Origin of the sequence: Spiroplasma endosymbiont of Lariophagus distinguendus (genome assembly GCF_023846195.1) — a bacterium.
GTDB lineage: Bacteria > Bacillota_I > Bacilli_A > Mycoplasmatales > VBWQ01 > Spiroplasma_E.
Map to the genome: position 1 here is coordinate 1 of NZ_JALMUW010000102.1, position 2,002 is coordinate 2,002.

The window sequence follows — 2,002 nt, forward strand, 5'->3', positions numbered from 1 at the left end:
TTCGTTTTTTTCTCCTCAAGCTTTATTTGTTTCTCTAGCTTCTTTGTTATGTTTATCTTTATCCGCTTGGCTTCATTCATTACATGATCTTCACATTTTTTTATTCTCCTTTATTATTTTTTGAATATTTTTTCTACCCTTAAAATATCCAATAAAAATTATATATTTTTAAAACTAAAAATATGTAAAAATAATAAATAATCACTATTTTAAAAAATAGTGATTATTACTTTTAAGATTTTATATTTACAATTTAGACTTAATTAAATTTATATTATCAAATTTGTTAGTTTGTTAATTATGTTGTTAATAAGCATTTTACTTTATTTCAGTTATGATTTGAACTTGTTGATGGTTTCGGCATTTGTTGATTGACTGTATTTCGTATAGATGAATCAAAATTTTGATTATTTTTTGATTCAATAATTGAAGTTTCTAGAGAACTATTTGAATTATGATTTATAATGTTTTTGTTAATTAGTTGGTCTGGATTTTTTTCTTTTTTGTTATCTAGTTCTTGTTTTAAAATATCATATTGTGTTTGTAATCTAGTTTCTAATTTGTCACTAGTTAAATTTTCTATATTTTTTTTAATTTTATCTTTAATTTCTATTTCTTCTTTAGTTTTGCCAAAATTTCTTTTATTTATAAATGGTATTTTAAGAATTCATGAATGAAACATAAATTTCATTCATGAATGAACTTTTTTAGTTGAATTTTCAAATATTGATGAAATTCCTTTAAAGATCAAACCACCAATAGCAAAAGAAATGGCAATTATAATTTTTGTTTCAAGTAATAATACTGTTGCTGTTGCAGGTATAAGTGCAGGAATAACAAAAGTACAAATAGGAACTACAACTAAAAGAAATAAAGTAATCCCAAAAATCATGCTTCATATTTTTCAATCAGTTTTAGTTGGTTTTAGTTTCAAATTTTGTTGTTTTTTTAAAAAGTCTTTAATTGGTACAAATTGAAAATTATTAATGTTATGGGTTGAAATGTCATTAATTAGTAAAATATCTTTTTTATAATCATTTATGTTTTCATATTTTTTTGTTTTATTAACAACTTGTATATCACCATTTGTAAGTTGTTGAAAATATATTACCTCTTCATTAATTGAATTATCAATATGTTGAATGGTTGTTATAAAATAAAATTTGTTATTAATTGGTAAAATTTCTTCGTGAATTTTATCAATACCTGTTTTTTTTCTTTGTTTTTCATCATAAATTGTTATAGCATTATATTTAAATTTATCGAAATTCACATTACTTTGTTTTAGTTTTAATTTTTCAATTTCATTTTTAAGTTGTTGATTTTCTTGCTCTTTTTCTAAATTACTTTGTTCTAGTTGTTCAATATATTTTTTTTGAGCTTGTATTAGCTCTTCTGTATTTGATGTTGGTCAATTTAAGTAATTAGTTAGTTTTATTCATATATCATTATTATTTTCTTGCTCTTTTTCATTATTTATTAAATTACTAGTAACTGGGTCTAAATTTTCTTTATTATTTTCTGATAAGTCGTCATTAATTAATTGATTATTAGCATTATCAATCCTATATGTTTTTCCGCCATGTCTTCTTTTTTCTTTAATCTTTATATTTGTTTGTTTTTTAATATCTTCTATGGATTTATTTTTTGACAGAAAATCATATGTTTGAGATTTACTTTTATCTATTGTTGCCATTATAATGTCTCCTTTGACAATAAAACCCATTCACTTTTAAAATAAAGTAATGGGTTAAGACTTATATATTCGATAACAACTACATGTTATCAAATTTTGTGTATTTTGCAATTAGTTAAGTTTTAACCAAAATTGAGTTATGAAATATCAAAAGAGTATTTACAAAATCAATTAAAATTGTATAATTAAAATGTTTCTGAAAAAGAAATCATAATTTAACCCAAATTTATAAAAAATCTTCTAGTCTACTTGATGTCATTTTAGAAGATTTTTTATTATTAAAATTCATTTAAAATGAATTTTAAG

Annotated in this window: 1 protein-coding gene; it reads right to left on the reverse strand. The window is 21.1% G+C overall.

Going from position 1 to position 2,002, the window contains the following annotated elements:
• Window positions 1-298 precede the first annotated feature (298 nt).
• A complete protein-coding gene (locus M0D11_RS05775; RefSeq protein ID WP_252320932.1) occupies window positions 299-1,696 on the reverse strand; it encodes a bZIP transcription factor in 1,398 nt (465 codons plus the stop codon).
• Window positions 1,697-2,002: the final 306 nt, after the last annotated feature.